Origin of the sequence: Cellulophaga geojensis KL-A, assembly GCF_000568425.1 — a bacterium.
In the GTDB taxonomy this organism is placed as follows: domain Bacteria; phylum Bacteroidota; class Bacteroidia; order Flavobacteriales; family Flavobacteriaceae; genus Cellulophaga; species Cellulophaga lytica.
In genome coordinates, this window is record NZ_ARZX01000003.1 from 207,037 (window position 1) to 213,575 (window position 6,539).

The 6,539-nt window shown below is 33.0% G+C and carries 6 protein-coding genes; 3 read left to right on the forward strand and 3 right to left on the reverse strand.

Annotated elements, in window-relative coordinates; translation table 11 throughout:
• Positions 1-51: 51 nt before the first annotated feature.
• A complete protein-coding gene (gene lepA, locus KLA_RS04550) occupies positions 52-1,848 on the reverse strand; it encodes a translation elongation factor 4 (RefSeq protein ID WP_013620870.1) in 1,797 nt (598 codons plus the stop codon).
• 301 nt (positions 1,849-2,149) lie between these two features.
• Here lepA and KLA_RS04555 point away from each other — a divergent pair, with 301 nt between their 5' ends.
• Entirely contained in the window at positions 2,150-2,980 is an 831-nt protein-coding gene (locus tag KLA_RS04555) for a flagellar motor protein MotB (RefSeq protein WP_013620869.1), read from the forward strand.
• 190 nt (positions 2,981-3,170) lie between these two features.
• Positions 3,171-4,163, forward strand: a complete 993-nt coding sequence (gene dusB / locus KLA_RS04560; RefSeq protein ID WP_013620868.1) for a tRNA dihydrouridine synthase DusB — start codon at positions 3,171-3,173, stop codon at positions 4,161-4,163.
• Between the two features lie 112 nt (positions 4,164-4,275).
• On the opposite strand, the gene KLA_RS04565 is transcribed toward dusB, so the two are convergent.
• Positions 4,276-5,484 carry an ABC transporter permease gene (locus tag KLA_RS04565; protein ID WP_034644317.1) on the reverse strand — a complete coding sequence of 403 codons (1,209 nt, stop codon included), beginning with the start codon at positions 5,482-5,484 and terminating at the stop codon, positions 4,276-4,278.
• A 2-nt stretch (positions 5,485-5,486) separates the two neighbouring features.
• The gene (gene rbfA / locus KLA_RS04570; RefSeq protein WP_013620866.1) at positions 5,487-5,879 is read right to left on the reverse strand and encodes a 30S ribosome-binding factor RbfA; all 393 of its coding nucleotides are present in this window, start codon (positions 5,877-5,879) and stop codon (positions 5,487-5,489) included.
• A 114-nt stretch (positions 5,880-5,993) separates the two neighbouring features.
• Here rbfA and mce point away from each other — a divergent pair, with 114 nt between their 5' ends.
• Positions 5,994-6,407, forward strand: a complete 414-nt coding sequence (gene mce / locus KLA_RS04575; protein WP_013620865.1) for a methylmalonyl-CoA epimerase — start codon at positions 5,994-5,996, stop codon at positions 6,405-6,407.
• Positions 6,408-6,539: the final 132 nt, after the last annotated feature.

A 6,539-nucleotide genomic window follows, 5' to 3' on the forward strand; every position in this document is an offset into this window, starting at 1 on the left:
AAAAACCTTCATTAAAAAATGAAGGTTTTTATATATAAAGTAATAGGTGTATTAATCGTTAAGTTTTAATACCGCCATAAACGCCTCTTGTGGTACTTCTACGTTACCAACTTGGCGCATACGCTTTTTACCTTTTTTCTGTTTCTCTAAAAGTTTACGTTTTCTAGAAATATCACCACCGTAACATTTAGCGGTAACATCTTTACGTAATGCTTTTGTTGTTTCTCTAGATATAATTTTTGCTCCAATGGCAGCTTGTATAGGAATATCAAACTGTTGTCTTGGGATTAACTCTTTTAATTTTTCACACATTTTTTTACCAATATGTACCGCATTGTCTGCGTGTATAAGAGCAGATAAGGCATCAACCGGTTGTGCATTTAATAAAATATCTACACGTACTAATTTAGAGGTACGCATACCAATTGGCGTATAATCAAAAGAAGCATATCCTTTAGAAACCGTCTTTAATCTGTCATAAAAATCAAAAACAATTTCAGCAAGTGGCATATCAAAAGACAGCTCTACACGCTCTGGTGTTAAATACGTTTGGTTTGTAATTTGTCCACGTTTTTCTATACACAAAGACATTACATTACCCACAAAGTCTGATTTTGTAATTATGGTTGCCTTTATGTAAGGTTCCTCTACACGGTCTATGCTAGATGGGTCTGGCAAATCTGTAGGGTTATTAACAATAACAGGAGTATCTGGGTCTTTGCGCGTAAATGCGTAGTAACTAACGTTAGGTACTGTAGTAATAACCGTCATGTTAAACTCGCGCTCCAAACGTTCTTGTATAATCTCCATATGCAGCATTCCTAAAAATCCACAACGGAAACCAAAACCAAGAGCAGCACTACTTTCTGGTGCAAATACTAAAGAGGCATCATTTAATTGCAATTTTTCCATAGAAGAACGCAATTCTTCAAACTCATCTGTATCTACTGGGTAAATACCAGCAAATACCATAGGTTTTACATCCTCAAAACCATCAATAGGGTTTATAGTTGGGTTGGCAGAATCTGTAATAGTATCACCAACTTTAACCTCACGCGCATCTTTAATACCCGTAATTAAGTAACCTACATCACCAGCTTTTACACTTTGTTTAATAACTTGGTTTAGTTTTAAGGTACCAACTTCATCTGCAAAGTAACTTTTATCTGTAGCTACAAATTTTATTTTTTGTCCTTTTTTTATTTCACCGTTAATAACTCTAAAATATGTTTCTACACCTCTAAAAGGGTTGTAAACAGAGTCAAAAACTAAGGCTTGTAAAGGTTCGTCTACATTACCAACTGGTGCAGGAATACGTTCTATTACAGCAGCCAAAATATTATCTACACCAAAACCAGTTTTACCACTTGCGTGTATAACATCTTCTGGAGCACAACCTAAAAGTTCTACAATATCATCTGTAACTTCTTCTGGGTTTGCACTAGGTAAATCTACTTTATTAAGAACCGGAATTATTTCTAAGTCGTTTTCTAAAGCAAGATATAAGTTAGATATGGTTTGTGCTTGTATACTTTGTGCAGCATCTACAATTAATAAAGCACCTTCACAAGCAGCAATAGATCTAGACACCTCGTAACTAAAATCTACGTGGCCAGGAGTATCTATTAAATTTAAAATAAATTTTTCTCCTTTGTATTCAAAGTCCATTTGTATGGCGTGCGATTTTATGGTAATACCACGTTCTCGCTCCAAGTCCATACTATCTAAAAGTTGATCTTGTTTTTCACGATCTGTTACAGAACCAGTATAGTCTAAAAGTCTATCTGCTAGTGTACTTTTACCGTGATCTATGTGTGCAATAATGCAAAAATTTCGAATATTCTTCATATATAGTACTAAAGTAGCTGCAAATATAGTTTATATTTTACAGGTTATAAGGGTCTAATTTTAAAGCACATCTAAAATTAATTACAATTTTTAATTGTAAACCACATAAAATCTGTTAGTTCCTCTTTTTTTATGCTGATTTTATACTGTTTTAACGCAATGGTTTTAAATTTAACAGCAACTTTTGTTAAAAAATTTAGATTTTAAGTGCTTTATTATCAGTCATTAAGATAAGAATTTTTAAAATAAAAAATCTATTTTAATCTTATCTACGTATCTATTGCAGAACAAAACATAAATTATGAAGAAAATATCATTAGCATTAACTGCGGTAGTTTTATTAGGATCATGTGTTTCAAAAAAGAAATATGTAGAATTACAACAAGCTCACGGTGAAACTAAAAGTCAATTAACCAAGACTGCAGTAGAAAAAGAAGAGTTAGAAGCTAAGTTTGCTAAAATAGAAGCAAGAGTTGCTGATTATAATTCTAAAATAAATGCATTAACTGAAGATAACGATGCAAAATTAATTTCTGCAGATGGTGCAGTTATTAGTAATAACGTTAAAGCTAAAATGCGCGAGACGTTAAAAAATGTTAGTCCAGAACAATTAATGGGTGCTAAAACACTTAAAGATTCTATGAACTTGGCATTGTCTCACAACTTAAAAAAATCTATTGGTACAAATAGCTTAAATGAAGATGAAGATATTGCAATTGATATTGATGATACAGTTGTTATGATTTCTATATCTGATAAGTTATTATTTAACACTGCTAGCTACAATGTAAGCAACAAAGCAGACGCTATTTTACAAAAATTAGCAGACGTTATTAACTCTGAGCCTAGTATAGAGGTTATGGTAGAAGGGCATACAGATTCTAGATCTATAAGCACTCCTAAAGTAACAGATAACTGGGATTTAAGTGTATTAAGAGCAACATCTATTGTACGTAAGTTACAAACTAAATATAACGTAGCTCCAGAAAAATTAATTGCATCTGGTAGAAGTAGTTATGTTCCTTTAGCGTCTAACGATACTAAAGAAGATAGAGCTAAAAATAGAAGAACACGTATTGTAATCTTACCTAACATAGATAAGTTTTTTGCACTAATGGCTTCTAACGAATAAGCAATAACACTAGCTAACAACTATAATTATTAAAGCGGATTTCCTTAACTGGATTTCCGCTTTTTTTATGTTTAAAAACGACCAATGGTATATACTCCTAAGTACGTAAGGTTATTAATTTCTAAAGATATAGGGTTAAGATAGAATGTTTTCTGTTTTTTAGGTAACGGATATGTTGTAAATTTGCCAAATGCCAAAAATAGGAGACATACAGTTACCAGAATTTCCGTTGCTGTTAGCACCAATGGAAGATGTAAGCGACCCACCATTTAGAGCTTTGTGCAAAGAACAGGGCGCAGATGTGGTGTATACAGAGTTTATTTCATCAGAAGGTTTAATTCGTGATGCAGCTAAAAGCGTTATGAAATTAGATATTTATGAGAAAGAACGACCTGTAGGTATACAAATTTTTGGCGCAAACTTAGATTCTATGTTACGCTCTGTAGAGATTGTAGAAAAATCTAACCCAGATATTATAGATATTAACTTTGGTTGTCCTGTAAAAAAGGTAGTAAGCAAAGGTGCTGGTGCTGGTATTTTAAAAGACATAGATTTAATGGTTAAGCTTACCGATGCAATGGTAAAGCACACGAAATTACCTGTTACAGTAAAGACTCGTTTGGGTTGGGATACAGATTCTATTAAAATTGTTGAGGTTGCAGAACGTTTACAAGATGTTGGCTGTGCAGCAATAGCTATACACGGCAGAACACGTGTGCAAATGTATAAAGGTAATGCAGATTGGAAACCAATTGCTCAGGTTAAAAATAACCAACGTATGCATATTCCTGTTTTTGGTAATGGCGATGTAGACTCTCCAGAAGCTGCTGTAAAAATGAGAGATGAATATGGTTTAGATGGCGCAATGATTGGTAGAGCAAGTATTGGCTACCCTTGGTTTTTTAATGAGGTTAAACACTTTATAAAAACAGGAGAACACAAAGCACCACCAACAATGCAAGAGCGCGTAGAAGCTGCCCGTAGACATCTACAAATGGCAATAGATTGGAAAGGTGAAAAGCTAGGTGTTTTTGAAACCCGTAGGCATTATACCAACTACTTTAAAGGAATACCAGATTTTAAACAGTACCGTATGAAAATGGTAACTAGTGACGATTCTGTAGATGTTTTTGCTGCTTTTGATGAGGTTTTAGATAAGTTTGGTGATCACCAGTTTTCTTAATCCAAAGCATTAAATAATTGGCACTTTTAATTGCTTAATTTAATCTCTTAACAGTTAGAATTAGGTGCAACGTTTTGTTGGGTAGAGACCTAAAAAGAAGTGTTTTTATTTTTTATTGTGTAATTAATTTTTTGCTAATTCTGCTACTTGCAATTTTAGCAGATATTAATCCTAGTACAATAATAGTAGCTAGTACAATTACAACATTTAGTATTTTGTACTCTACAGGGTAAGCTAAAAAAGCGTTTATTTTTAGCCAACCAAAAGCTAGTTGAGACCATATTAGTAATGATCCAATAAAAACACCAACCAAACCACCAATACTGGTAACAAGTGTGCCTTGTACAAAATAAATTTTGCGCAACTCCTTAATAGTAGCTCCTAGGTAGTATAATGTTTTAGAGTTTTCTTTTTTATCTAAAATCATCATAATAATAGCGCCTACAACATTAAATAAGGCAATTATAAGTACTAATGTAAAAATTAGGTATGTAGCCAAGTTTTCTGTGTTTAGCATACGGTGTAACGTGCTATTTTGCTCTTGCCTATCTTTTAAAACTATATTTTGGTTAAAAACAGCAGCAATTTCTTTTTTAATACTGTTAATATTTTTAGTTCCATCAACCTTAAAATTTATAGCAGAAATCTGTAAACTGTCTTTCTCTAGTAATTTTTGAACTACAGGTAAACTCGTAAAAAGGTATTTTTTATCTAAGTCCTCTGCTACGTTATACATACCACTAACTACAACATTGTGCTGGTTGTAGGGTGTTTTATTAAATCCGCCTTGGTTAACCGCACCTTTTTTTGGTTTGGGTACTAATATTTGCAAAGGGCTCCTGTAATTGTTAACCGTTAGCCCTAGTAAATTTGCAATACCAATACCTACTACACCTCTTTGGCTATCTAGTAACCACTCGCCAAAGTACAAGGTACTATCTACGCTTGTAACTTTATTGTAGTTACTATCTACACCTTTAATATAGCCAATATGACTTTTTTCATTATGTAAAAAGTATACCTTTTCTTCTAGTTCTTTAGAAAAAGAAAGTACACCATCTATATTTTGTAATTTGGTTTCTTGTTCTGGTAAAACCGATATAAATTTTCCGGTTAACGGAGAAGCTTTTAAATCTGGGTCAAAACTTTCACTAAAACTAAGGCTATATGTTTTTAATCCGGCAAAGCCAGATAATACAATAAAAAGCGCTGCAGAACCAATAACAATTACTAAAAATGTAATAAAATTGATAATGTTTACAGCGTTTTGACTGCTTTTAGAACGTACATAACGCTTAGCGATGTATAGCGGAAAATTCAATCTTAAGATTTTTTTCTGCGTTCTAGTAAATCTGGATTTTCTATAGGGTTATCCTCTCCCTTTAAAGATTTTTCAATACCGTCTATGTACTCTAAAGAATCGTCTATAAAAAATAACAATTCTGGTACACGACGCAATTGGTTTTTGGTACGTTGAGCAAGCTCATGCTTTATTAATGGTTGGTTAGATTTTATACCTTCTAAAAGCTCATCTGCATTTTTATGCGGAAAAATACTAATATATACTTTAGCTATAGATAAATCTGTAGTAACAACCACCTTAGAAACAGATATAAGTGTACCACGCAAACCACCATCAATCACTGCGCGTTGTAAGATATCTGCGATATCTTTTTGTATTACGCCTCCTATTTTTTTCTGTCTTTGAGTTTCCATGGGGCAAAAGTACAATTTATATTATTAGACTCCTATACCTTAACCTAGTATCCTAGGTATTAGCTAAAAGATTAATTGTTGTAATTTTAGCATTTATATTTTTAAAGATAAATTATGCAAAAAATAGAACATATAGGAATAGCGGTTAAAGATTTAAAAGCATCTAATATTTTGTTTGAAAAATTGCTGGGTATACCAAGCTACAAAGAAGAAGAAGTGGCGTCTGAGGGTGTTAAAACCTCTTTTTTTATGCAAGGACCAAATAAAATAGAGTTGTTAGAGGCTACAAAAGAAGATAGCCCTATAGCAAAATTTATAGCAAAAAAAGGAGAGGGTGTACACCATATAGCCTTTGCGGTAGATGATATTGTAGCAGAAATTACACGTTTAAAAGCTGAAGGTTTTGTGGTTTTAAACGAAATACCAAAAAAAGGAGCAGATAATAAATTAGTTGCTTTTTTACATCCAAAGGGTACAAATGGCACATTAATAGAGCTTTGCCAAGAAGCACCAACTGTGGCAGAATAAAAAAAGTAAATATAACTGCAATGTTCTTTTGGATTGTAACAAAATAAATAGTAATATTGCATCCGCAAAATGCGGGTCCTATAGCTCAGCTGGTTAGAGCACCTGACTCATAATCAGGGGGTCCATGGTTCG